This window comes from Armatimonadota bacterium (assembly GCA_016223145.1).
Lineage (GTDB): Bacteria > Armatimonadota > Fimbriimonadia > Fimbriimonadales > Fimbriimonadaceae > Nitrosymbiomonas.
The window spans coordinates 98732-122703 of record JACRPN010000006.1 but is presented as its reverse complement, the minus strand read 5'-3'; the positions used below and the strand labels follow the sequence as shown (position 1 = coordinate 122703).

Genomic DNA, 23972 nt, shown 5'->3' with positions numbered 1-23972 from the left:
GCGTTCTACATCTTTGGGCGGTTTCGGTGCAGATTGAGTCGGCCTGGTCCGGCATCGATGACGCAATGCCCCGGGATGGGGTAAATCCCAGCAGTGGAGTATCGATCACTAGGAAGGACCGGAATGCAGGTCTCCGTGGCGTGCATGGGGACGATGACCTTTGGGTGGGAGCCCGACGATTGGGGATCGCAAGAGGAGGAGGCGCTGACGATCGCCGCAAAAGCGCTCGACCTCGGCATCAACTTCTTCGATTGCGCCGATGTTTACGCCAGGGGCGTTTCTGAGACGATCCTCGGCAAGGCGATCAAGGGCAAGCGCGACAAGCTGGTGCTTGCCACCAAGTGCCACGGCCGGATGGCCGACGACGACCCGAACGCCTGGGGCAACTCGCGGCGGCATGTGATCGAGGCATGCGAGGCCTCGCTCAAGCGCTTGGGCACGGACTGGATCGACCTCTATCAGATTCATCGTCCCCAGCCGACGATTCCGATCGACGAGACGCTGCGCGCGCTCGATGACCTAATCCGGGCTGGGAAGGTGCGGTACGTTGGGACATCCACCTACGCCGCTTGGCAGGCCTGCGAAGCGCACTATGTCGCTAAATCGCTGGGGACCCACGGCTTCGTTTGCGAGCAGCCGCCCTACAACCTGCTCGACCGGCGCATCGAGCGAGAGTTCCTTCCCTTCTGCCGGACCTACGACTGGGGTGTGATCCCATGGTCGCCCTTGGCTGGAGGCCAGTTGAGCGGCAAATACCTCGGCTCCACCGCGGGCCGTGCGCGCTATGCCACCAGCGACCCGATGAAGCGCGTAAACGCTCGGTCCTCGCAGGTGGTCTCCAGGCTCAAGCGGATCGCCGACCGGAACGGGATGACTTTGGCCACTCTGAGTCTGGCGTGGGTCGCGGGCCAGCCCGGAATCACCGCGCCGATCATCGGCGCGCGCACCGAGTCCCAGTTGGAGGAGTCTGCCGCTGCCTGCCAGATGAAGCTTTCGGAAAAGGTAATGAAGGCGGTCGACGCGGTGATCGCGCCGGGAACGCACGTTTCCGAGTACTACAACGCCAATTTCGGGCCCAATGCGAAGCCCTGGGCTTAATTGGGCTGGGTTTTTGCCCGCTCCTTATCCAATTAGACGTCCGTCCTAGCCACATTGGAGGGATAGGATGAACTACAAGGCGTGGCTCGCCGAATTCGTCGGCACCTTTGGCTTCGTATTTCTGGGCGTGGCTTCAGTCTGCGCCACGACGGCGCCGGGCGCAGCTGGAGGCGTCGCCCCCGCCCTCGCCCATGGCCTGGCTCTTGCCATCATGATCACGGCAACAGCCGCCATCAGCGGTGGGCACATTAACCCGGCAGTGACCCTTGGGGCGCTCATCGCGGGCAAGATCAAGGCGGGGGATGCCGCCGGATACGTCATTGCCCAGCTTGCGGGGGCCTTGGTCGCGGTCAAGGTTCTGGCGATGACGGTCCCCGAGTTACATAACCCGATGTCGATCAGCGGCATCACTCCCACTCCGCTTGGCGACGCAAGCCAATTGCAGGTGATCCTGGCTGAGGCAATCGGAACGTTCTTCCTCGTCTTCACGGTCTTCGGCACTGCGATCGATAGCCGCGCGCCCAAGATGGGGGGCTGGTTCGTAGGCATGGTTGTGTCGGCGATGGCATTGTCCATCGGCTTTGTTTCGGGCGGATCGTTCAACCCTGCGAGGTACTTTGGACCGGCCCTCGCGACCGGAGATATGGGGAACTTGGCCGTTTACCTGCTGGCGCCGGTGTTGGGCGGCATCGTTGCGGCGTTGCTATACCAGTCGGTGTTTATGCCAAAGGAAGAAAAGGCGGCGGAGTGAGTGGGTTGTTGTCAGATCGGAGTCAAAGGTAAAGCAGACCCGTAGCGTGGGAGCCAGGCGCCGTTCGTACCGTGTGGGCGTTCGGCGCCTGTTATTCCGCCACCGGACACACCCTATGTCGCGCCTGCAAAGCTCTGTCAAGCTTGATTCACGAAATCTAGGGCTCCCGCGCTTCGCCTAGATTGGTCGGCCCGTTGGGCCCGTCATCAAGGCCACGTGAGTGAGCAGTGCTTCGGCCCTCATTGAGTCAAGCGAGTGTTGGGACGGCACGGTTGTGCTGCCGTGGCGGGTTGCGGCTCAGGGCTTGGGGACAAAGCTGCCCCATTCCCAGAGTCCATAGAGAACCGCGTCCTCGGGTTCGCGGCCGGCCATTCTCAGCGCGATCTCGATTTGGGAGCGGTGGTGTGCTTCATGGGCGATGCAGTAGGCGAAGAACAGGGGTAAGGACCACTTGCTCGGCTTTGTTTGTGCAGCCTTGCGCTCAAGCAGTTGGACCATCAGATCTGAACTGATTTCCAGCCCGCTCCGCATCTCTTCCCTGTTGGCGGTTTTCCAGTCGAGCTTAGGGATGCCGGCGGCCTCCTTCGCCATCTTTTCTTCGAGCCACATTTTGCGGACTGAAACGAGGTGGGTGAAGTTGGAGCGGACGGTCTTTCCCTTGCCGGGCTTGAGCTCGAAGGTGTCGTCCGGACAAAGCGAAAGGAGCTCCAGATTGAGGGCGTTGTTCGCCTTCCAAGCTGAGACGACGTCGGCGGCTTCCATGGCATTGCATTGTTCCACAACATAGTCCGCGATTTAGAGCCTTCGATAGCGCTTTTGCCTGGCATCTCACTTGACTTCGGACTTCGCGCAGAGAACGCAGACGAGCAGAGCGCGCGGAGTAGCGGAACAATGAAACGGCCAGGCTACTTTGGCTCGAGCGTTAACAGCCAGCCCTTTCCCGTGGGGACTCGAATCGCTTCCCCAAATTGGAACTTGGCAGCCGGTTGGAAATCCACAATGGGCTTGGCCGAAAGCTTGACCTTTTTGGGGTCCATTCCCAGGGCCTTCCAGTCGATCTTGAGTCGGACGTCGATGTCCTCTTTGGCCCAGGACGCGATGGCGATCAGCCCTGAAGGGCCGTTCTTCGGCATCGGAGGCGGCTCGTTTCCAGGTGTGGCCGGCCCGCCACGCAAGTAAACCGTCGCCAAGACGTCCTTGTTGTAGTCGAAGTACTCCCCGAACCATAGCCGGTCGAGGAACGGCATGAGGTCCATGTACAGCAGGGCGCTGTTGTTCCATCCGTCACGCTCGTTGTGCTGGTTGGCGGAGTGGAGGTCGATGGTCGGGAAGGCACTTGAGGGACCGAGGGACGAAGGGACAGAGGGACCACGGGCCGGGTTTGTCCGTTCAGCGATGCGGCGTTCGAGGACCCTTCGGACGCGGAGCATGGTGGTTCGGTCGAAAGCGACGTCGTCCAGATAGAGGCCGTCGATACCGACGTTGCGGGCCAGCCAGTCGAGGCCCTCGATGTAGTAGTTGTGCCAGCGGCTCATGCCGGAGTTGATGATCGCCGCGTCGCCAACTTCGACGGCGTGCCAAGCGGGGATATAATCGTCGTCCAGGTGTTCGCGGAGCCAGCTTCCGCCGCCACCTTTGCCGGGCGAGAACACCTCGTGGCCGAGGCTCTTGAGCATGAACAGCTCCGGGGTTCTGTTGGTCAGCTCGCGGATGGTGTCGTAGATCTTCACTTTCATGCCGCGCTTGTGCGCGTCGGCGATGTAGGCGCGCAGTTTGTCGGGAACGAGGAACGGATAGTTGATCCAGGGGTTGATTGCGGTGGCGTGGTGGACGTTGACGACGTTCGCGCCGTCCTTCTGAATCTCGTCGAGCGGTTTGAAGGAATGGTAGTAGCGCTCGGAAAACTGCCGTCGTGGGTCAATGAGCTTGAACGGCGTGAGCAACATGTGCACGTTGAAGTGCAGCGTCTCGCCCTTTTTCATCTTGCGGGGGCCGGAATAGCACGTGATCCGATAGGCGTCCTTTTCCGTTCGGATCCGGATACCGCCCTTACCGCCGTTGCACCAGGAGGTTGGCATGACGAGTGGCTTTTCATGATAGAAGTTGGTATTGAGGGGCCGGACGTAGTGCTCGTCACGCAGGGCAAACATGAGCCCGCAGTTCACGCTGCCGACCCAAGCGCCCTCCTGGGCGTTGCGGATGTCCCACTTCCAATCGAGGGTCCTGGGAGCCCTGCCGCCGTCGCGCCCGAGGCCCATGAAGTACTGGGCGACTTCCTTGTTGATCGGCAACTCGAGGCGGATGTCCTTTAGATCTGCGGCCTTTTCAGCAGTGAGGGCGATCTGATAGTCCAGCGTGCCGTCGAAGTCCAAGTTCGACTTGAGGCGCTTGACGATGGGCCCGATCCGCGATTCTTGGTCCCAGGCTTCGCTGGATAGGCGCTTCTTGGGGTCGGCGAGCAATGGCACGACCCTCTCCTCATAGACTCCGGATGCCCCTTCGACCCTCAGCGCCATCTGATCTGCGAACAGCCACACGTTTGGAAGCGAGAACCGGTCCATGCGACTGTGGATCGGACGGCCGACCTGTTGGAAAAAGCCGGTCTTGTCGGGGACCGTGTAGCAGGCGAGCGGGCCATCGGCTTCGAACGGCATGACGACCGACTTGTCCAGCCCCAGCTTCGAATTGAGCCACCGAAGGCGCGTCATGTCCTCAGGGCGGTCGTCGCCATGGTCTTTGGCGACGTCGTTGCCCACAACGAGCGTGATGGGGATGCGGGTTTCTTTTGCACCGGTGGCCGTGATCGCTGCCGTTCCGACGTAGGTTCCGGGTTTGACGTCCACCGGCACGTCGATGCCGCACCAGAGGGGTTGGACACGTCCCTTGGGCACCGAGAGGTCGGTCGTGTACGACTTGCCCTTATAGTCGATGCCGCCGGTGTTGAAGCAGGAGATGGCCGATTTTGGGATGTCGGACTGGAGAGTCCGACCCACGGGTTTTGGCGACGCTTTGTCGGACCGGAGGGTCCGGCCTGCGGCGATCTTCAAGTTGGAAAAGCGGACCTTGACCCGCTCTAGGGGCCCACGGCACGCCCACACACCAAGTTGGAACGTGAAGTACTCACCGCGCTTTGCGTGGCCGGTGAATGGGGTGTTCGCGCCTCGCTGGGCCCAGCGGTAGGGGATGTCGTCCCACATCCGGACGCTGAGGTGGCGGTCTTCAGGGAAGACCAAATAGCTCGCCGCAGGGTGCAAGTTGAGAAGGTCTTCGGTTTCGGCTTGAGTGGCGATGAGCTCCATCGGCGTAAAGGCGTCAAAGGCCGAGACAGACTCGAATCGGACGGCCTTGGCTTCGGGAAGGTCCCCCCACTTAACTTCGGAGGCAGCCAGCTTCCAAGTTGGATCGGCCGTGTCGGAGGGCGGCGTGTAGTCCACCTTTGGGTAATAGGTGCCTTGAGTGACGTGGGGCAAATGATAGAAGTAATAGGTGCCGGGTCCTGAGACCGGCTCGAAAATGAGGTCGCCGAATTCGCGGTTAATCTCTCTTCTCAGAACGTTCGGGATTCGGTTGCCTTTGGCGTCCGTCACGACAACGTCGATCGCCTCGGGGTGCTTGTCGCGACGTCGCCAGGGGATGTGGACGCGAAATGTGCTCCCCCTCTCTCGGTTCGCTTCGGTCCCTGGTGGAACCGGGGCAATCACCGACCTCCCCCTTGAGTGGGGAGGTGTGGCACCTGAAACTTCCACCACGATACGATGGTTGCCGAGCGCTTTGGGATCCCACGAACCCACTCCGCGGGGCAAATCTGGCGGGAGTAACGTATTGGCCAGTGCGGAAGCTACAGCGATCATGCCGAGCAACATCTTACTTGGGAGTATGGCGGGATGGTCGCGAAGGAAGCTCCCACCTCGACCCTTCCCTCATCCATCAGCGAGGCTTGACGAGGGAGGGGCTCTCAAAACAGGCCCTCGAGTTTTCCCGTGCTGTCGCCGAGAGTTTCGACTGGGATTCCGAGCCGGTCCAACAGGGACAGGAACAGGTTGTTCATCGGCGTGTTGGACGGGTAGCGAACGTGCCTTCCCCCTTTCAGCCCAACGTTGCCGCCGCCGGCCAGGAGGATCGGGAGATCGTCGTGGTTGTGTCGGTTGCCATCGCCGATGCCGCCTCCATAGACGAGCATGGTGTTGTCGAGGAGGGTTCCGTTTTGCTCTTTGATGGAGTCCATCCGGTTCACGATGTAGGCGAGTTGCTGGACGTGGAACAGGTCAATCTTGCGCTTAGCTTCGAGCTTTGCAGGGTCGCCGCTATGATGTGACATGTCGTGATGCCCATCCGGGACGCCGACGGTGCGGTAACTGCGGTTTGATCCCTCGTTCGCGAACATGAAGGTAGCAACCCTGGTTGCATCGGTCTGGAAGGCAAGGATCATCATGTCGCCCATGAGACGAATGTGGTCGGCATAGTCGGCGGGGACCCCCTTTGGAACCTGTCCACTGGGGACCAGCCCAGCGGGATTCGCCTGTTCAAACGCTGCGACGCGCTTTTCGACGTCGCGCAAGCTCTCCAGGTACTCCTCGACCTTCTGGCGGTCCTTGCCCGACAGCTTGGCTCGAAGGCCGGATGCGTCCTCAAGGACGAAGTCCAAGATGCTCCTGCGCTGCTGGGTTCGCAGACGCAACGCTTCGGCATTTGCGTTCGGCGCGCCAAACAGCCGCTCGAAGACCAGCCTCGGGTTGACCTCTTTCGCCACGGGCGTGGTCTCGCTTCGCCAGGAAATGCAGCTCGAATAGGCGCACGAATAGCCACTGTCGCAATCACCGGCAACGCCTCCGCGCTCGCAGCCGAGCTCGATGCTGCCGAAGCGGGTCTTCCCTCCCAGCCGGGCCGCGGCCACCTGGTCTGCGGAGATCCCGTTTCGGATGTCTGCCCCCGCGGTCTTTTTGGGGTGAACGCCCGTAAGCCAGGAAGCTGCAGAGCGGGCATGGTCGCCGGGACCGTCGCCGAGGGCGAATCCGTTATGCTGAGCGAGCCCGCTGAGGACCTGCATCTTGGGCTTTACCGCCGCGAGCGGCTCAAGGATGGAGGGAAGGTTCGCAAGGGGCTCGGCGGTCTCCTGTCCGACCCTCGAAAGGCCGCCAGGCGTCCAGTGCTCCATATTCATGCCATTGGGAACGAAAAGGAACGCCATCCGAACGGGCGCGACAGCCCCGGCTCGCGCGGAATAGGCCGAGGCCGGCGCGATCGAATCGAGGGCAGGTAGCGCGATGGCGGCGCCCACCCCGCTAAGCACAGCGCGTCGAGATAACGGATTACTCATCTGTACCAATTAGGATACGTCATCAACTGCCCAAAAGCCGTGCAATTTGGCTGGAAAAAGAACCTGCTGGTAGGCCTTTCAGGCACTTGCGAAACCTGTTACAGCAGTCCTGCCGGATTCCCCTCGATGTTCTTGGTGAAGCCCAAAACCGGCACACATAATGACCAAACCGATGGTGGCTGTCCGGCCTAGGGCAGCCCTATTGTGAAGGGAGACAGAAACATGAAATTGAACAAGGTTCTTGCCTTGGGCGTGCTCGGCATGTCCCTGGGCGCATCTTCGTTTGCTGGCATCACCGACGGCGACTTTGAACTCGGCGGACTCGGCTGGTCCTTCGTCAACGGCGGCGTGACTGGCGACCTCGACGGCCTCGGCCCCTGCCAGGGCCTGCTCTTCGGCTACGGAAGCACGTACCCCACGCTCATCGGCGCGGCGGTCAACACGACTGTGGTAGTGGACAAACCCACCCTGCAGTTCTGCTACAACTTCCACACCGACGAGACCGCCAACGACGTTCCGATTGGCGCTCCGTTCGATGACAAGTTCGACGTTCGCCTCGTGGGCGCGGGCGGCCACAACCGCTTGATCTCCGTGGATTCGGTCTACGCTGCCGTTGGCCGCGGCGACCTGCTCACCACGAACGCCAAGCCGGCCAGCTACCATGCCTCGACCGGTTGGGACACGGTTGCGTTCGACGTTTCGGACTTCATGGGCGAGCTCGTGAACGTTCAGTTCATCGTCAGCGACGCCGGCGACTCGATCCGCAAGAGCGGCTTCGGTCTCGACGACGTCAGGCTCGTTCCCGAGCCATCGACGGCTGCGGTGTTCGGCGTGGCGCTCGTTGGCGCCCTCGCTCGACGACGACGCAAGTAAACACTCGTATTCGAGTCAATAGGGGCGGCACACCTTCAAGGCGTGCCGCCCCGTTTTTTATGGATGGCAAGTTTCGCTAAAACTTGGCCGGACATGGACCTCGCATTCGTGCGAGTATCGAGCTTCTATGAGAGTGACATCTATCCTGATACTATTGCTGTACCTTTAGGTTGCCATGTGCCAGCACAATCTACAGCATAGCGCCCGCAAGCAAGATTGCTTGACTTCCAGTTTCCTAGTTCCAACATGGCCGATACTGCAATATACTCTTGGTGTTTCGTTCTGGCAGCCCAACTTTGGGATATGCCACTTTGAAGGGAGTACATAAATGAATAAAATCAGGGCAATGGCCTTGGGCGTTGTTTGCTTCGCCCTCGGCACTACTTCGTTTGCTGGTATTACTGACGGCGATTTCGAACTTGGCGGCATCGGCTGGTCGTTCGCCAACGGCGGCGTGACCGGCGACCTCAACGGGCTCGGCCCCTGCCAGGGCCAGCTGTTCGGCTTCGCAAGCACGTATCCGACGCTGTTCGGCGCTGCGATCAACACGACCGTGGTTATCGACGCACCGATCCTCCAGTTCTGCTACAACTTCCACACCGACGAGACCGCCAACGACGTTCCGATTGGCGCTCCGTTCGATGACAAGTTCGACGTTCGACTCGTGGGCGCGGGCGGCCACAACCGTTTGATCTCCGTGGATTCGGTCTACGCTGCCGTTGGCCGCGGCGACCTGCTCACCACGAACGCCAAGCCTAGCGACTACCACGCCTCGACCGGTTGGGACACGGCCGCGTTCGACGTCTCGGACTTCATGGGCGAGCTCGTCAACGTGCAGTTCTTGGTCAGCGACGCCGGCGACTCGATTCGCAAGAGCGGCTTCGGTCTCGACGATGTCAGGCTCGTCCCCGAGCCTTCGACGGCTGCAGTGTTCGGCGTGGCGCTCGTTGGCGCCCTCGCTCGACGACGACGCAAGTAATCAACGTGGTCCGTTCGGGCCCGCCGGCTGCCCTAGCGCCGGCGGGCCCGAGAGTCTCCAGCGGACTTCGGTACTTGCCATGGGCGGAGCGCCACCTTCCAGGCCATAGGCATTTTTGCTAGTCTGGACGATTTTCTCGCAGATCGGCAAAAATGCCTGTATAATGCGTTTGTTCGATTCTGACGAGCCGATTTGGGTTCGTTCAGCTTAAAGGGAGACTAAATATGATCAAGACTAGGGCAATGGCCTTGGGCCTCGCCACCATGGCGCTGGGTTCGAGTGCATTTGGTTTCATCATCAATGGGGACTTCGAGTCCATGCCGGTTGGCTACAACTGGTTCTTCGTCAACGGGGGAGTCACTGGCGACCTCAACGGGCTTGGCCCCTGCGATGGCGCCTACTTCGGTTGGGCCAACACGGAGCCGACGCTCATCGGCGCCGCCATCGACACGACCTGCTTCGTGGACGACACGACGCTGGAGTTCTGCTACAACTTCTTCACGGACGAGACGGCCAACGACGTGCCGATCGGCGCGCCGTACAACGACGACTTCTACGTCCGGCTGATCGCAGCAGGCGGCTATAACCGGCTGATCCATGTGGATTCGGTCTATGATGCTTTGACTCGTGGCGACCTGCTCACCACGAATCCGAAGCCGTATGATGCCGGTTCCGGCACCCCGGACTTCCACGCTGCCACGGGCTGGAGAACGTTCTCTGCGGACGTCTCCGACTTCATGGGCATGACGGTGAACGTGCAGTTCGTCGTCAGCGATGCCGGCGACATGCTCCGCAAGAGCGGTTTCGGCATCGACAACGTTGGGATCGTTCCCGAGCCCTCCACCATGGCGGTGTTCGGCGTGGCGCTCCTTGGCGCGATGGCCCGACGACGACGCAAGTAGCTCTTTCAGCGACTTGAGAAGAGACAGTGGCCCAGCTGCGATGCAGCAGGGCCACTGTCTCTTCTATTTGTGGGCCCACGTGGAGGCCACCTCCCTAGTCTGAAGTGCGACCTTTCAGGTCCAGTGCTTTCCCTCTGGCCCTAGTTCCAAGGCCCTTCCCTGCGCTTCAATCCGTCGGCCCATTGGGCCTGGTGGAGCCGATTGTGCCTTGTGCTCTCCTGCCGGCCATTGACGTGAGGATTACCGGGTACGGCGCTTGAGAAACGGCTCACTGGTTACGACCGCTGAAACGACCGAGGAGAAGCGATAGCCCTCCTTGGCCGCCCGCGCGGCGATCTGGCCGATGGCAGCTTCGTCGCTGGATTCCATGCCTCGGCCGAGGGCAAAGGTGAGCAGCCGGTCGGCAAGGGTCCGCACGAAGTCGTGCTTGCGCTTCAGCAGGTAGCCGCGCAGACCTTCTGGACCCGCGATCAAGGTGCCGTCGCCCATCTTCTCGCTGGCATCGACCGTGAACGGGCCGTCTTTGGTTCGCCATCGGCCGATGGCGTCGAAATTCTCCAGCCCAAAGCCGATGGCATCCATCTTTACGTGGCATACCCCACACTCCGGGTTTTGGCGATGCAGACGCAGACGCTCCTTGACCGTCATCGTGGGCACCTTGTCGGTGTCACCCGGGAGGGGCGCGATGCCAGGCGGTGGGGGAGGAGGAGGCTCGCCGAGGAGGTTCTCCAGGACCCACTTTCCCCGCTTGACCGGCGACGTTCGGTTGGGATTTGAGGTGAGGGTGAGCAGGGCGCCCTGGGTGACGATGCCGGCGCGGCGTTTGTCAGTGAGAAGCACTCTCTGAAACTGCTGGCCAGAGATCCCCTGGATCCCGTAAAGCTGTGCCAAAGGCTCGTTCAGATACGTGTAGTTCGCATCGAGAAAGTCGAGCACGCTGCGGTCCTCTCGGACCACCCCCGCGAAGAAGCGCTCGGTCTCCTCGCGCATGGAATCGCGAAGGTCTTCGGACCACATTGGAAACAGGTCGGGGTCAGGCGTCGCGCGGTCGAGCTTGCGCAGGTTCAGCCATTGCGAGGCGAAGTTCTCAGTCAGCGAAGACGCCCTAGGGTCCCTAAGCATTCGGGCCACCTGAGCGGCCAGAGATGCCGGATCTTTGAGTTTGCCAGACTCAGCCAAAGCAAAAAGCTCGCCATCAGGCATCGACGACCAAAGGAAGTAGCTTAGCCGAGATGCCAGTTCCCAGTCGTTAAGGGACCTAGCGTTCCGTGTGCCGGCCGGAGCGGGAGGGTCGATCTCCACGCGAAACAGAAAGCTGGGTGAAAGGAGGGCTGCCTGGACCGCCAGCCTGATGCCCTGCTCAAAGGTCTCCTTGGCGCGCACGGACTTGGTGACGAGCGCGACGTACTTTTCGGTCTCCTCAGCCGGCACGGGCCGACGGAACGCCCGCTTCAGGAACGCCGAGAGAACCGCGCGTGCCGCGGGCGCCGGGTCCCCATCGCCGGGCGTCACCACCAAGAGCCGTTTGTAGGCCGCGCTTGGAGCCGGTTGGGACTTCAGCGGGCCAAAAATCTCTATGCCGCTGACGATAAGGTTCCTGTCGCGTTTGCTCGGATCGGGGTCCTTCTCGTTGAAGTAGTCGTTCGTGAAGACGGCAGCCAGCCTGTGCTTCCCTGGCACAAGCTCGACCGGCGGGAGCTCGTAGACCTGCGCCTTTTGGACGGCCCTCACTTGGAACGTGTCCAAGAGCTTGCCGTCGAGCCTAAGCTCCATCTTGCAGACTTCAGGACCCGCCTGCTCGCCGAAGGCCATCACGCGGATGCGGTAGGAACCCGGTTCTTTCACGGTGGCTTCGGCAAAGACCCGGCCGACCGTGAACAGCTTGATGCCCTCTTCGCCCACGATTCCGTTGTCGGTGGACATCGTGGACGGATCGAACGTCACCGGCTTGATCGAAGAGACGGGAATCACGCGGTCCGCAATCTTCTCGGCGGCGTCCAGATACTTTTCAAGGAGCAGCGGCGAGACAGAGAGCACGTCGCCAATGTTGTCGAAGCCATAACCCACGTCATCCGATGGGAAATCCTCTGCCGGATGGAAGTCGGCCGGGAGCCCAAAGAGGTCCCTGACGGTGTTGTTGTATTCGGCCCGGTTCAGGCGGCGGAGGGTCGGTCTCCCGGGGTCGGGCCTAGGTGGTGGCGCCTTGGCAAAGACCGTCTGGACCGCCCTGACGACGGAGTCCCTTTCCTTCTGAGATGGCTGCACCGCTCCCGAAGGCGGCATCGTGCGCGCTTTGACCCTTGCGACGGCTTTGTTGATGGCTGCGCGGGCGGCGAGGAGGTCCTGCTCCGTTTTGAGACCCGCGAGGTTGAGGCCCCCCATGGGTGAAGCCGAGCCATGGCAAGGGGCGCAGTATTTGGCGACGAAGCTCCTAAAGGCCTGAAGCGGCGCCCCACTTTGGCCCGTGGACGCTTGTCCGCCCTCCGCTCCAAGTAGTCCGGCGCCAAAAGCGGCAAAGGAGATTGCCGTGAGCACGATCGGGCGACCCATGCCTATCCTTTTCCTTCGTCCAGACCTTTGGGCCATATCTCATTATGATGGGGCATCCCAGGCACTCAGCGTTGGGCGCAGTCGAATCCCGCTTCAGATTTCATGCGAAGATTTCGCTTCGAGATTTAGGAGTCGAGGGTTGACATAATAGACACATGTCTGGTGTTCCTTGCGATGACAAATGATTTGCAGGTTCAAGCCGCAACCATCGAGCGTCCACCTCGGGACGGCCCTCTGCTTTGCGCCGTGAGTTGGCGTCGGGCGGATCCATCGCCAGAAGCCTCAAGGGATTCCTCTGGCCGCGAGTGGATCGAGCGACGCGCCAAGCTCTTTGAAGCGGGGGACTATCCAGACAAGGGCGTGACAATCACGCAGGACCAGCTCCGAGTGCTGGTGGAGGGGTTTGAGGACCCCGTGCCAGTGCTCATCGAGCACGCCGACTCGCCACTTCAGCTAGGGTTCCTGACTAATGTGGAGGCGCTTGGGCCCGAGCTTTTTGGCACCGTTGCGCTCACCAAGGAAGCCAACGAGCTGGTCGAGGCCTCGGGTGCACGATCGCTCTCTCTCGGCCTCTCCAAAGACCTTTGTCGCATTCGCGAGGTGAGTTTGGTGAGGAAGCCTAGGGTTTCCGACGCTCAGCTCTTCTCTGGAGTGTGCTTCTGCGGAGAGCTGGCCGAGAGCGGCGAAGGGCGAGTGGTGAAGTGCGACGCGGAGGGAGCCTCAGTTCAGACCTTAATGTCGGAGAAGTCAGACCAGTCGAACGAGGTTCAAGTGGCTCCCAAAGAGGAAAACTGGCGCCGGCGCTTCGAGGAGCTGAGCACAGATCAGCGACGAGTCGACGCAGAGCGAACGGTCGAGAGCCTTGTGAAGGAGGGGCGGCTTTGCCCTGCCCAGGCGCCGTTCGCCGAGGCCTTGCTTCAAGCGGAGGACACGATCGAATTCGACGGGGAGTCGAAGCCGCTTCGGCAGCTTCTGCTGGCGATGATCGAGCGGCAGCCGCCGATGATGCTCTTCTCTGCTCTGGCGCCCGAGGCCGACCGTGAGGCCGGCGAAGCGCTGATGCTCCCCGAAGAGGCGGCGTTCTACCGCAAGCACTTCCCCGACGTGAGTCTGGAGGAGATTGCGACGCGCAGACGCTAGGGATGGTGAGATTGGTGAGACTTGTGAGAGTGGTGAAAATGGTTTCGGACCTCACTGGCAATTCTCACCATTTTCACCATTCATTCAACTCTCACGTCCCCTCAACTCTCACCATTCTCACCACATTCACCATTCTCACCCTTCACCACCAATCCAACAAGGAGTAACCCAATTTGGCAGCATTAACCACCAGCTACGAAGCCTTCGAGAAGCCGGGCCTCGTGATCAGCTACAAGGCTTCGAACGTAAAGATCTACAAGGGCGCGATGGTCGGCATCAATTCCAGCGGCTATGCGATCCCCATGGCCCACGGAACGGCGAGCCTCAAGTTCGCCGGGGTCGCCAACGAGACCGTGGACAACTTGGCGGGCGCGGCGGGCGACAAGAGCATCAACGTGACCAAAAGCGGCTCGTTCGTGCTGAAGGCCGTCAGCGGCTACACCCCGGCCCAGGGCGACGTCGGCGCGGAGGTCTACGCCAACACCGACTGGGAGGTCCAGGCCGCCACGGCGGGGCTGACGAACCAGTACAAGGTCGGGCGCGTGACGGGTCTGGAGAACACCAGCACCGGCGCACCCGGCGTCCGGGTGAGGGTGGATGGGTATGTGAGCTAAGCTATTCGCCGCAGCACTTGAGGCGATTAGGACCGCTATTCGCCTCACAGGATGAGGCGAATGCGCTAGGGCGAGACACGTCGCAACGCTCTGATGACTTACTCAGGCGTTGAGGCAGCAAGGCCATCAAGTGTTTGAGTAGAGGGAAGAGCAAGCTGACTTTCAGCAAGTACGCTGCGATTCAAGAGCAGGTGCGTTGTGTCGCCTGTTACCTCGGCGAGACAAAGCTCTTCCCATGCCACTAGAGTGCGCAGGTCACGCCGGACCGCTTGAATCGATCGAACGAGGATTTCCTCATCAGCGGGAACTTCATAATTCAGCCCCTCGAGAAGGTGATGGAAGAACTGTTCAAGCGACCCAGCAAGGCCCTGAATCCCGGTTCCGACTTCCTTGGGCAGCGGTCCGTACCGTTCGGCGAGCGGAATTGCTCGCAGCGCAGCTGTGCCCAACTCGTCCATGAATTGCGCATATTGAGTTCCCAATCCGACAGCATTCATTGCGACCTTGTTGATGGCGGCATGTCTCGCCCTCAACGCAGCAGACTGAATCGTGTAAAGGTGGCCCAGCACTTCGGTTAGGTGCGAGAGGCGAGCAAGATAGTAGTCCTTGCGCGCCTGAACTCTCCGGTCGTCGGCGTCCTTTCGTCTTGCGAGCGTTGAGCCGAGGAAAACAGCCCCAATTGCCGCAACAAAAGGCAACAGCGATCCGAGAGCGGCTTCTAGCACCTTGGGCCAGAAGCCAGCCCATGGGTCAACAGGCGGAGAGGCGAAGAAGAAGAACAACCAAGTGCCCCTATCCCGGAACCGTCGCGCTTACCGTCTCGCTCAGGGGGCCCTTGTCGCCTCGCGTGCTGACCCACCTTCCGATGAAGTGCGCCGTTTGGTTGGCCTCCGAGCCGTCGAAGTTCGCGGTGTAAGGCGTCTTAGTGTCCAGCGCCAGGAAGCTGCACTCAGTCAAATCCGTGGGAGGTGGGCCACCGAGCTTGACCCAAATCTCGCAACCCATCACTCCGGCGGGCTTGGCTTTGCTCGTGGGTGTGCCTTCATCCGCGAAGCCGACCGTGATCCTCAACCGTTGGGAGGTGTCGGCTTGCAGCACGGGCTTGCTCGTCGGGGCGCCGACCGCCGTCGGGATGCGGTCCGGCACGGTGATGCCCATCGCCGCCCGCTCGGCGTCGTCAACCGAACTGCTGGATTGTAGGCGTTGGACCAGCCGCCTCAAGACCACCTCGTAGGCCGCTCGCGAGATGTCCTTCGCTTCTCGCGCAGCCTGAGCCGCAGCTTGCGCGGCGATGTGCGCCGCAAACTTGGCGACCCAGTCGGTCTGCGATGAGTTCATCAGGGCGACGTCGGCGTCGAGCGGCAATGCGGAAAGGCCCAGGTTCGCCAGGTTCGCATTGACGTAGGTCTTGATGTTGCCTTGCCAGGTGTCGAATTGGTCGTCGCGATCAGGAATGTAGCCCACTCTGCTGTGTCCTCCTTCGATTCATCCGGGGGATTCGCCCGCTTGTATCAGGGACGCTTCGCCACACGCGAGGGATTCTCCTGCTGGTCTGGGGGAATGAATCCCCCAGGTGAGGGGATGATCCACTCAGGTGGGGGGATCGTGTCCCCAAACGGGCGACTCACTGCAACAACCGGCTCAGGGAAGGAATTCCACCGTCACTTGGACGAGGCTCCCAGGCGGCTGCGTTGGCACCGGAATGTCGGGCTGATCGCCCATTGCGTATGTCTGTCCGTTGAACCGGTAGTTGTTGTACTGAAACCCTGCCTGGCCCCGCATGGCGATGAACTTGAGGTCAGCGGTTGGTAGGGTCGCCAAGACCTTTCCATTAGCCCCGCTGAAGAGCCCGACATATGTCGTCGATCCGACGGTTAGCTCGTTCGTGAAAAGTACGACGCTCGGATGGAAGCCTCCGCTGAAGGTGATTTGCGGGTAGTAGAAGTTGCAGCCGGCCAGATTCAACGGTTGTTGCGTGTTGCCGTCCAAGAACGTGACCTCATATGAGTACACGGGACCGGAGGCATAGGTGCAGTTCATGGAGGCAACGGTCGTCCACTGGTTGTTGATGAACGCCTTCCCTTTCATCTGTAGGATGCCCCCGACCTGTCTAGGGACGATCTGGCCGCTACTGTCGGAGTAGCCAGGTCCCGAAGGAGTGAAGGCACCGTTATTCGCTAGGAGTTGATTGTTGTAGTAGAGGTCAGTGAAGTAGCGTCTGCCGTACTGAAGTGTTGGGCTGGGGTCCCCAACCATGCCTCGAATCCACATTGAGTATCCGGCGATGCCTCCACCCCCGCCTGTCCCACCTCCGCCGCAGCCGCAAAGGACTGCCGCGAGCCCTGTCAAACCGATTCGCGCGAGCTTGTCCATGAAACAAGTATAGACCTGTCAACCCAAAGACGTGGTTGACAACCGACCTTTCTGTCCAACAAACCCAAGGAGGTTTCAAACATGGCTCTAACCAAGAGCGACATACCGGATCTTTTGCTTCCCGGCCTGAAGGCCGAATTCGCCATCGCCTATAAGGCCGAGCTGGACGCCAGCACCACCGAGAAAATCGCCACTGTCATCAACACCACGATGCCGGTGCAGAAATATCCCTGGCTCGGCACCGTGCCGCCCATGCGGGAGTTCCTCGACGAGCGCCGCGCCTCGGGGCTGGCCGCCAACACCGTCACCATCGAAGACAAGACCTTCGAGAGCACCATCGCGGTGGACCGCAAGGCCATCGAGGACGACCAGCTCGACCTGATCCGGCTGCGCATCCGCGACCTGGCGTATCGCGTGGCGGGGCATCGTCACCAGATCGTGGTCGAGGCGCTCGCGGGCGGCTTTTCGGGGCTGGCTTATGACGGGCTGAGCTTCTTCCACACCGCGCACGTGGTGAACGGCGCGAACGTCTCCAACAAGACCACCTCGGCACTCAGCGCGACCTCGCTGGCGGATGGCATCAACGCGATGATGCTGGTGCCGGACGATCAGGGCACGCCTCTGGGGGTCTCGCCGGACACGCTGGTGGTCGGTCCGAAACTCCAATGGGCGGCCAGCGAACTGGTCGAGAGCCCGGTCGTGGTCTATAAGGGCAACGCCAGCGACAACGCGCCCAGCACGAACTACAAGAACGCGCTGCAGGGCCGGCTGAAGCTGGTGGTCTCGCCATTCCTTCAGGGGACGTTCGACGACTACTGGTTCCTGCTGGACACGAAGCGGCCGATCCGAGGCGTGATTCTGCAGCAGAGATCGGACGTGCCGGTGGAGTTCAGCGCGCTGGAGTCGGGGAACAGCGACTCGGCGTTCATGCGGGACCGCTACTACTACGGCGTCCGCGCCCGCTACAACGTGGGCTACGGCCTGTGGCAGACGGCGTACGGGGCGATTCTGTAGGAGAGAGTGAGAATGGTGAGATTGGTGAGACTTGTGAGAATTGAGAACTTGGTGAGAGTTGTGAGAATCGTTCGGGACAACTCTCACCATTCTCACCGTCCTTTCCATTCTCACGTCTTTGTCATCACCCACCATTCTCACGCTCCTTCCCAAAAGGAGGCATTCATGGACATTTCAAGCATCGCGCTGCTGCTCAGCGCGCTAGGTGTTGGCGGCTTCATCGGAGCCGCCGCGGCCGCCGTCTCGGCGGGCAGCCGGGTCGCGGCGGCCTTTGCCGAGTTCGAAGCCGTATTTGAGGGCTACTTTGGTGACAGGGAGGACCCCGAGAGCCGCAGGGTCCGCTCGGCTTTTGTCGCCTTTGAGGTCGCGATCGCCGGGTTGGCCAGCGCCTTTGAAAAGCTCAGGAGGGCGTTACGGATCCGATGAGCTTCTCGCTCGAGCTTCTGGCTCTTCTCGGGAGCTTCATCGCGGCGGCTTTCGCGTTGGTGCGGCTGGCCCTCGGCCACCAACGCGCGTTGACCGAGCGGTTCGTCGGGTTCCTCGAAGAATCGCTTCGGCGGCAAGAGGAATCGACAGCCAACTTCGAAGCGGCGCTGGAGACGCTCGCGTGTAATGTGCGGGAGAGCTCTGCGGTCATCGCTCGAATGGCAGAACGTTTCGGACCCTCTTCCTGACAGGCAGCATCCCAACGGAGCGCCGGGTTCACCCCGCACCCAGGCAAGCCGGGCTTCAGCCTGCCGGCACTTTCCTCAAAAGTCGGAAGCTCAAGCTTCCTGCGCCGGGGAGCCGCGTGAACGCGGCGCTCCGCCCACCGCACTATCTCAAGGAGATTGACCCATGGCACTCAGCGTTACCCGATCCCGAATCAAGGAAAAGTGTTCGATCGCTTCGACGACCTACGACACCACCATCGACAACCTCATCGCCGAGCAGGTGCCGGTGATCACCTACGCGATCCGAGACGAGCACATCGCCGATACCGGCAACACGGGGCTTCAGGCAACTCTGAACCTCGGCGCGCTGGAGGTCGTCTGCGGCGAGATTCTGGACCAAATTCGCCGGGAGACGGGAGCCATGGAGCACGTCCGCCTGGGCGATTTCGAGCTCTGGCCGGTGATAGCGAAGGATGCTCCCGGTCCGCTTGGGCTGAAGGAGGCGGGTTGGGCGCGGCTCAAGCCGTTTCTGAAAGCGGACCTGTCGGGCCGCTCGGCCGGCGTGGCATCTGGCGGTGGAAAGCCGGCCGGCGGAGCAACAGCCTAAGCCGCTCGGCCACATCGGGCCCAACTGAGAAAGGCAGACTGAGAGTCTGCCCTACAGGTCACTTGCTCGTGGCGATCCATCGAGTGTTCTCCGGAACAGGCAGACTGAGAGTCTGCCCTACGCGTCACTTTCACCGTTTCACCCTATCTCCCTTTCGCCCTCTCATTTCCTCACCCACTCACCCACTCACAAACCCATGAGCATCATCCCAAAACGCTTCAAGGGCGTCATCGAGCTGATCGGTGACGACTATCTCGTCTCCGGCAACACCCGCAAGGCCATCGTCACGATTTTGCCCAGCGAGCGCGCCAAGGATTTCCTGCCTCAGGCCGACATCGACGCCAGTGCCAAGCCGATGCGCCTGGCCTATGTGCCCCACGACGACGCCACTGCGCTCAGCGACACGGTCGCCTGGGACGGCCTGAGCCTGACCGTGAAAAAGGTGGTCTCCGCCCGGGCGCGGGGAGAGACGGTGGCGAAGATGTTGGTGTGGGGGTGATCGGTCGTTCGGACCCGACGCGGATCTGCGTAAACTTGAGCCATGCGCACGGCGGTGGGATCAGATCCGAGCCAACGAATGCGCGTCTTGGTTTGCGATGACGAGCGGCACATCGTGCGACTTGTTCAAGTCAACCTCGAACGCCAAGGATATCGAGTTAACACCGCATTTGACGGGAGGGCAGCGCTCGAGAAGATGAAGGCCGATCGTCCTGACCTGGTTGTTCTCGATACAGACATGCCCGGGATGTCTGGAAAGGGAGTTTGGCAGGCCATGCAAGAGGACCCGGATCTGGCCGGAATCCCGGTGATCATGCTTGGAAAGTAAGATGACTGGACAGATGGTGACGGCAACGGCCCGACGGGGGTTGCCATGTTCCTGGCGAAGCCCTTTAGCCCTGTTCAGATCTCAGAGTACCTTCGAGCGATGTAAAGATAGTCACCTCTCACCAGCAACCCAAAACCCCACGACCGCCGCGGCGTGGGTGACATTTAGGGACCTTCCCTTGCCGGCCATGGGGATGTACACCGCTGCCGCGCAGTGCTTGAGCACCTTCTCATAGACGCCGCGCTGCTCCTGGCCCAGCACCAGGCAAACCCTTTCCGGGTACTCAAACTCGGTGTAGGGCACGGCGCCCTCGGCGATCTCCACCGCCACCAGCGTCCATCCCTCCTCGATCAGCTTGAGCGCGGCTTCGTCATGCGCTACGATCTTGCGCCAGGGTATCCGTCGGTGTGCACCGAGCGAGGTCACCGCGATCTGGGCTTTCCCGACCACCCGCTGTTGCCAACCTTTGGTCTTCTTTCGAGGTCCGAGGTCCGAGGTCTGAGGTCTGAGGGCGGAACGGATGTCCAGAGGTCCGAGGTCCGAGGTCTGAGGTCTGAGGGCGGAACGGATGTCCAGAGGTCCGAGGTCCGAGGTCTGAGGTCTGAGGTCGGAGCGGATGTCCAGAGGTCCGAGGTCCGAGGTCTGAGGATGGGATCTGGAGTCTGGTGTGATCGAGGAGAGGTTTCCGTCCCTCGCACCTCGGACCTCGGACCTCGGACCTGAATCTCTCGATTTCGGACCCTCCTCCCCCGGCTCGGGCGTGTCGCCGGTCAGCACCAGCTCCAAAGCCCCCAAAGCATCCGCCACCCGAAACATCGCGCCGACATTGTAGGGGTCGGTCCAGTCCTGCAGCAGGAAGCAGATCTGCCGCTGCCTCGGGTGTTCGGCGGCATAGTCCTTCTTGAGCTGCCTGACGGCGGTTTTGGAGCGGAGGGTTCTCATGGAGTTCTATAGGACCTATACGACCTAAAGGTCCTGTTCGACTTATCCCTGTGCACTCTGCGTGTTCCCCCTGCGCCCAATCACCCCTTCCCGGTAATATCCCACCATCTCATCCCCATCGAGAGGGCCTATCTTGAACGTACCATCCGATCTCAAATACACCAAGACCCACGAGTGGGTCCGCATCGAAGGCGACACCGCCACCATCGGCATTACCGACCATGCCCAGTCCGAACTCGGCGACATCGTCTACCTCGACCTCCCTGCACCCGGAAGGGCCGTCGGCGCGGGCGATTCGCTCGGCAGCGTGGAGAGCGTCAAGACGGTTTCCGACTTCTATTCGCCCGTTGGGGGTGAGGTCACCGAAGTCAACGAGACCCTTGGCGCACAGAGCGAGCTGGTCAACTCGGACCCCTACGGCGCGGGCTGGCTTGTCAAAGTGAAGGCAGCCGCCGTTCCCGGGGACTTGCTCGACGCCGACGCCTATGCTGCCGTCGCAGAAGCCGGCGGACACTAGCCCGGCACCCCATTCGTCATTCGTCATTCGTCAATCGTCATTCGCAATGCCCTACATCCCCCATACCGAAGAAGACCGACGCGAGATGCTCAAGACCATCGGCGTCGGCAGCATCGACGAGCTTTTCCAGGACGTTCCTGACGCCGTCAAGCTCAAAAGAGAACTGAACATCCCCGAGTCCCTCGACGAGCACCGGCTCCTCGGGAGGCTTTTCGAACTCTCCCGCAAGAACAAGAACATCGTCACCGACCTGGTCTGCTTCCTCGGAGCGGGAATCTACGACCGCTACATCCCCTCCACCGTCGGGGCCCTTATTTCGCGGGGCGAGTTCTTGACCGCCTACACCCCCTATCAGCCTGAGATGTCGCAGGGCTACCTGCAGACCATCTACGAGTTCCAGTCGATGGTCGCCGAACTCTACGGGATGGACATTGCGAACGCCTCGATGTACGACGGCGCGACCGCCATGGCCGAAGCTGCGCTGCTCGCACATGCGGTGAACGGGCGCAAGAAGATCGTCGTCTGCTCGGCGGTTCACCCCCACTACCGCCAGCTTCTGAGGACCTATTGCTGGTCGATGGGCTTGGAGGTCGAAGAGCTTCCGGCGTCGGGAGGGGCGGCGTTCTCGGGATCCTCCCAGTCCGACTCGTCCGACAGGTCCGACTTGTCAGACAAGCTAAACGGCGCGGCCTGCGTGATCGTCCAATATCCCAACTTCTTTGGAGTCATCGACGACCTTGCCGCCGCTCGCGACGCGGCCAGAGCGGCAGGCGCCATGTTCATCGTCGTCGCCGACCCGATCGCCTGCGCCTTGCTGAAGGCGCCGGGCGAATTCGATGCCGATCTCGTCGTTGGCGAGGGTCAGCCGCTCGGCATCGCCATGGGCTTCGGTGGGCCAGCGCTGGGTCTCTTCACCTGTAAACAGGAGCACGTGCGGCGGATTCCGGGACGCATCGTCGGGCGGACCGAAGATGCAAACGGCACGCCCGGCTACGCCATGACCCTTCGCACCCGCGAGCAGGACATCCGCCGCGAGAAGGCCACCAGCAACATCTGCACGAACGAGGCCCTCATGGCCCTTTCGGCCTGCATCTACATGTCAGCCCTCGGCAAGAACGGCATGAGGCAAGTCGCTGAAAGCACGGTGCGGAACACCCAATATGCGATTTCGAAGCTGACTGGTGGGTCTGAAAACGGACCTCGGACCTCGGACCTCGGACCTGCCAAGCTCCGCTTCCCCGGCAAGGTCTTCGGGGAATTCGTCCTCGAACTGCCCAAAAACGCGGGAGAGGTGCGCGATGCGCTCCTCCAGAAGGGCATCCTCGCCGGCCTCCCCCTCGGAAAGTTCTATCCCGGCATGGAGAACTGCCTGCTCATTGCGGTCACGGAGACTCGGACAAAGTCCCAGATTGACCACTTCGCCCAGGAGCTTAAAGCGGTTCTGTAGCGGCAAGACGGGCCAAGGCGCCAAGCTGGATTAAGTCGCTTCAGGTTCTTCAAGCGCCAGGATCGCTTCATCGGAAAGCTCGATCACATCGCCCTCGAGCACGCCGTCGAAAGAACTCTGCGGCAGCGAGGCGACCGCCAACTCCTCGATCACCTTGTCGCTCTTGGCGCCCAGCACTTCCAGCTTGCGCGCGCTGGCGGCCACTTTGTGGTTCAGGTTGTGTGCCGCGGTGTTATAGGCCTCGCGCGCCTGGTCCAGCGCCTTGTCGAGCCTGTGGAAGTTCGTCATCAGGTCGGCGATCCGCTTGTGCAGTTCCTTACCCGCATCGGCGATTTTCTTCGCGTCCTGCGCGAGCTTTTGCTCGTGCCAGCCGAAGTAAATCACCTTTAGGAGCCCCACCAGATTCGGCGGCGAGGCGATGAGCACCTTGTCGCGGAGAGCCGTCTCGATCAGGTCCGGCTGGGTCTCAAGCGCCGCATAAAGGAACGACTCGTTCGGCAGGAACATCACCACGAAATCGGGCGTTTCGGCCAGCAGCCAATACTCCTTTCGCGAGAGCCGGGTCACATGGTCGCGAATGTGCCTCCCGTGGCTTTCCAGCGCCGCGCGTCGCTCATCGTCGGTCCGGGCATCAATATAGGACTCAAACGCTGCCATCGAGACCTTGGCGTCCACGGCAATCCTGCGCCCCGCAGGCATCTTGACGACCATGTCGGGCCGAAGCAAGGCGCCGTCATCGTTACGCGAGGACTCCTGCAGGCTGAAATCGCAATACTCCGACATGCCGGCCAGTTCCACGCAGTTCTTGAGCTGGATCTCGCCCCAACGCCCCCGCACATGCGGCCTCGTCAGCGCGGCCTTCAGCCCTTCCGTCTGCTTCGCCACTTCCCCGCTTCGCAGCACGACGTTTTCAAGCTGCTCCTTAATTTCGCCGAACGCGTGGTGCCGCCGCCGTTCCATGTCTCCGATTTGCTGTTCATACTTCTCAAGCGCCTTCTGCAGGGGGTCCACGAGCTTTTTGACCTCGCCGGTTTCCTTGGAGAAGCCGACGGCTGCGTCCTTGGTGCTTCGCTCAAGCTCCCGTTTGGCAAGGTCGAGAAAGGCCGTGCTGTTGCTCTTCAGCGCTTCGGCGGCAACAGCTTCAAACGCCTTCTGGGCGTCGTCGGTTGTCTTCCGGATGGCGGCGACCTCTGCCTCCGCCTTGGCGCGGCCCTCGACCGCCTCGGTAAGCGATTTTCGATCTTTCGACCAAAGCGAAATCAGCATCGCTATCACGCCGCCAAGCGGAATCAGCGTCGCGAGCAGGATCATCAATTGGTCATTCATCTTGCGCCCTATAGGCCCAGGGCCCGGAGAATCATTGTAACGC

Annotated in this window: 24 protein-coding genes; 15 read left to right on the top strand and 9 right to left on the bottom strand. The window is 61.2% G+C overall.

Annotation, left to right across the window (positions count from 1 at the left end; translation table 11 throughout):
* Positions 1–84: 84 nt before the first annotated feature.
* Together HZC36_04790 and HZC36_04785 are read left to right on the top strand one after the other, a co-directional pair.
* Entirely contained in the window at positions 85–1098 is a 1014-nt protein-coding gene (locus tag HZC36_04790) for an aldo/keto reductase (protein ID MBI5706288.1), read from the top strand.
* Between the two features lie 67 nt (positions 1099–1165).
* Positions 1166–1849, top strand: coding sequence for an aquaporin (locus HZC36_04785; protein MBI5706287.1), 684 nt, complete (start codon positions 1166–1168; stop codon positions 1847–1849).
* Between the two features lie 297 nt (positions 1850–2146).
* Here the strand turns inward: HZC36_04785 and HZC36_04780 are convergent, their stop codons facing one another.
* The 3 genes from HZC36_04780 to HZC36_04770 all read right to left on the bottom strand — a co-directional run bounded on the left by HZC36_04780 (position 2147) and on the right by HZC36_04770 (position 7166).
* Positions 2147–2611, bottom strand: coding sequence for a hypothetical protein (locus tag HZC36_04780; protein ID MBI5706286.1), 465 nt, complete (start codon positions 2609–2611; stop codon positions 2147–2149).
* Between the two features lie 143 nt (positions 2612–2754).
* Positions 2755–5550 (bottom strand): hypothetical protein, encoded by a 2796-nt coding sequence (locus HZC36_04775; protein ID MBI5706285.1) that lies wholly within the window; start codon positions 5548–5550, stop codon positions 2755–2757.
* Positions 5551–5804: 254 nt separating this feature from the next.
* Positions 5805–7166 (bottom strand): DUF1552 domain-containing protein, encoded by a 1362-nt coding sequence (locus HZC36_04770; GenBank protein MBI5706284.1) that lies wholly within the window; start codon positions 7164–7166, stop codon positions 5805–5807.
* A gap of 222 nt (positions 7167–7388) precedes the next feature.
* Here HZC36_04770 and HZC36_04765 point away from each other — a divergent pair, with 222 nt between their 5' ends.
* The 3 genes from HZC36_04765 to HZC36_04755 all read left to right on the top strand — a co-directional run bounded on the left by HZC36_04765 (position 7389) and on the right by HZC36_04755 (position 9920).
* On the top strand, positions 7389–8039 hold the full coding sequence (locus HZC36_04765) for a PEP-CTERM sorting domain-containing protein (GenBank protein ID MBI5706283.1): 651 nt from the start codon (positions 7389–7391) through the stop codon (positions 8037–8039).
* 346 nt (positions 8040–8385) lie between these two features.
* Positions 8386–9018, top strand: a complete 633-nt coding sequence (locus HZC36_04760) for a PEP-CTERM sorting domain-containing protein (GenBank protein ID MBI5706282.1) — start codon at positions 8386–8388, stop codon at positions 9016–9018.
* A gap of 224 nt (positions 9019–9242) precedes the next feature.
* Complete coding sequence (locus HZC36_04755) at positions 9243–9920, top strand: PEP-CTERM sorting domain-containing protein (protein MBI5706281.1); 678 nt, start codon at positions 9243–9245, stop codon at positions 9918–9920.
* A gap of 240 nt (positions 9921–10160) precedes the next feature.
* On the opposite strand, the gene HZC36_04750 is transcribed toward HZC36_04755, so the two are convergent.
* On the bottom strand, positions 10161–12470 hold the full coding sequence (locus HZC36_04750; protein MBI5706280.1) for a DUF1592 domain-containing protein: 2310 nt from the start codon (positions 12468–12470) through the stop codon (positions 10161–10163).
* Positions 12471–12644: 174 nt separating this feature from the next.
* On the opposite strand from HZC36_04750, the gene HZC36_04745 reads away from it, so the two are divergent.
* Together HZC36_04745 and HZC36_04740 are read left to right on the top strand one after the other, a co-directional pair.
* Entirely contained in the window at positions 12645–13610 is a 966-nt protein-coding gene (locus tag HZC36_04745) for a hypothetical protein (protein ID MBI5706279.1), read from the top strand.
* A 173-nt stretch (positions 13611–13783) separates the two neighbouring features.
* Positions 13784–14224, top strand: a complete 441-nt coding sequence (locus HZC36_04740) for a hypothetical protein (GenBank protein ID MBI5706278.1) — start codon at positions 13784–13786, stop codon at positions 14222–14224.
* A 98-nt stretch (positions 14225–14322) separates the two neighbouring features.
* On the opposite strand, the gene HZC36_04735 is transcribed toward HZC36_04740, so the two are convergent.
* The 3 genes from HZC36_04735 to HZC36_04725 form a co-directional block, all read right to left on the bottom strand.
* A complete protein-coding gene (locus HZC36_04735; protein MBI5706277.1) occupies positions 14323–15006 on the bottom strand; it encodes a hypothetical protein in 684 nt (227 codons plus the stop codon).
* Positions 15007–15016: 10 nt separating this feature from the next.
* Positions 15017–15688, bottom strand: a complete 672-nt coding sequence (locus HZC36_04730) for a hypothetical protein (GenBank protein MBI5706276.1) — start codon at positions 15686–15688, stop codon at positions 15017–15019.
* A gap of 177 nt (positions 15689–15865) precedes the next feature.
* The gene (locus HZC36_04725) at positions 15866–16597 is read right to left on the bottom strand and encodes a hypothetical protein (protein MBI5706275.1); all 732 of its coding nucleotides are present in this window, start codon (positions 16595–16597) and stop codon (positions 15866–15868) included.
* Between the two features lie 81 nt (positions 16598–16678).
* On the opposite strand from HZC36_04725, the gene HZC36_04720 reads away from it, so the two are divergent.
* From HZC36_04720 to HZC36_04695, 6 genes are all read left to right on the top strand, one after another.
* Complete coding sequence (locus HZC36_04720) at positions 16679–17611, top strand: Mu-like prophage major head subunit gpT family protein (protein ID MBI5706274.1); 933 nt, start codon at positions 16679–16681, stop codon at positions 17609–17611.
* A 165-nt stretch (positions 17612–17776) separates the two neighbouring features.
* Positions 17777–18037: a hypothetical protein gene (locus HZC36_04715; protein ID MBI5706273.1), complete on the top strand. Its 261-nt coding sequence runs from the start codon at positions 17777–17779 to the stop codon at positions 18035–18037.
* Positions 18034–18285 (top strand): hypothetical protein, encoded by a 252-nt coding sequence (locus HZC36_04710; GenBank protein MBI5706272.1) that lies wholly within the window; start codon positions 18034–18036, stop codon positions 18283–18285. Before HZC36_04715 ends, HZC36_04710 begins: the two co-directional genes overlap by 4 nt.
* A gap of 163 nt (positions 18286–18448) precedes the next feature.
* Complete coding sequence (locus HZC36_04705; GenBank protein ID MBI5706271.1) at positions 18449–18871, top strand: hypothetical protein; 423 nt, start codon at positions 18449–18451, stop codon at positions 18869–18871.
* A 196-nt stretch (positions 18872–19067) separates the two neighbouring features.
* Complete coding sequence (locus HZC36_04700; protein MBI5706270.1) at positions 19068–19370, top strand: hypothetical protein; 303 nt, start codon at positions 19068–19070, stop codon at positions 19368–19370.
* A 42-nt stretch (positions 19371–19412) separates the two neighbouring features.
* Positions 19413–19697: a response regulator gene (locus HZC36_04695; protein MBI5706269.1), complete on the top strand. Its 285-nt coding sequence runs from the start codon at positions 19413–19415 to the stop codon at positions 19695–19697.
* Between the two features lie 111 nt (positions 19698–19808).
* Here the strand turns inward: HZC36_04695 and HZC36_04690 are convergent, their stop codons facing one another.
* Positions 19809–20639: a hypothetical protein gene (locus tag HZC36_04690; GenBank protein MBI5706268.1), complete on the bottom strand. Its 831-nt coding sequence runs from the start codon at positions 20637–20639 to the stop codon at positions 19809–19811.
* 133 nt (positions 20640–20772) lie between these two features.
* Between HZC36_04690 and gcvH the strand changes: the two genes are divergently transcribed.
* Both gcvH and gcvPA read left to right on the top strand, forming a co-directional pair.
* Positions 20773–21156, top strand: a complete 384-nt coding sequence (gcvH, locus tag HZC36_04685) for a glycine cleavage system protein GcvH (protein MBI5706267.1) — start codon at positions 20773–20775, stop codon at positions 21154–21156.
* 46 nt (positions 21157–21202) lie between these two features.
* The gene (gcvPA, locus tag HZC36_04680) at positions 21203–22603 is read left to right on the top strand and encodes an aminomethyl-transferring glycine dehydrogenase subunit GcvPA (GenBank protein MBI5706266.1); all 1401 of its coding nucleotides are present in this window, start codon (positions 21203–21205) and stop codon (positions 22601–22603) included.
* A 30-nt stretch (positions 22604–22633) separates the two neighbouring features.
* Here gcvPA and rmuC read toward each other — a convergent pair whose 3' ends face one another.
* A complete protein-coding gene (gene rmuC / locus HZC36_04675) occupies positions 22634–23929 on the bottom strand; it encodes a DNA recombination protein RmuC (GenBank protein ID MBI5706265.1) in 1296 nt (431 codons plus the stop codon).
* Positions 23930–23972: the final 43 nt, after the last annotated feature.